1 protein-coding gene is annotated in these 596 nt (G+C 37.2%); it reads left to right on the forward strand.

Annotated features, from left to right (window positions below; genetic code table 11):
- Positions 1-167 precede the first annotated feature (167 nt).
- Positions 168-596 (forward strand): ABC transporter permease (locus AC3G7N_RS21825; RefSeq protein ID WP_489424220.1); only part of this gene is annotated, 429 nt, incomplete at its 3' end.

Consider the following 596-nt stretch of genomic DNA (forward strand, 5'->3'; position numbering starts at 1 on the left):
GATGGAGAAGGCTTTTCCTTTTATACCACTCTTATTTTGGGATTGGCTATTTTTCTTGGTGAATGGATACAGGGCAGGGAGGCAATAAAGGATAAAAGGAAAAAAGAATTAGAAAAAATGAAGTCCTATGATATGAAATAGGTGATGAAAAGATAGGAGTGGCAAATGTGATTCATGTATTAAAGAGAGAGTTTATTGATTCTTTCAAAAGTGTGCGATCCATATTAATTGTACTATTTATTACATTCGTTTCGTACCAGTCTGCGAAATTTATTGAAAATAATCCTGGCATAATCGACAAACTGATCGAAAATGGTGGGGAAGCTGGGTCGGCATATACTGCAGCAATTGCACTAATTGTGCTGATGTTTGGCTTTTTATTCGTTTTTGCAACATCCCACGACATCATCAACAGGGAAACGGAGATGAAAACGATGCGATTACTCGTTACAAAAACGTCCAGATGGCAAGTAATGCTGGGGAAATTTTGCGGAGCTATGCTATTTTGGGTTGTTACCGTGTCCATTTCCTTTTCAATTCTATCCATCATTGCTGAGTCATGGTTTCCAAAAGACTATTTTCAATCGTTACTATTC

This window comes from Virgibacillus carmonensis (genome assembly GCF_057836705.1).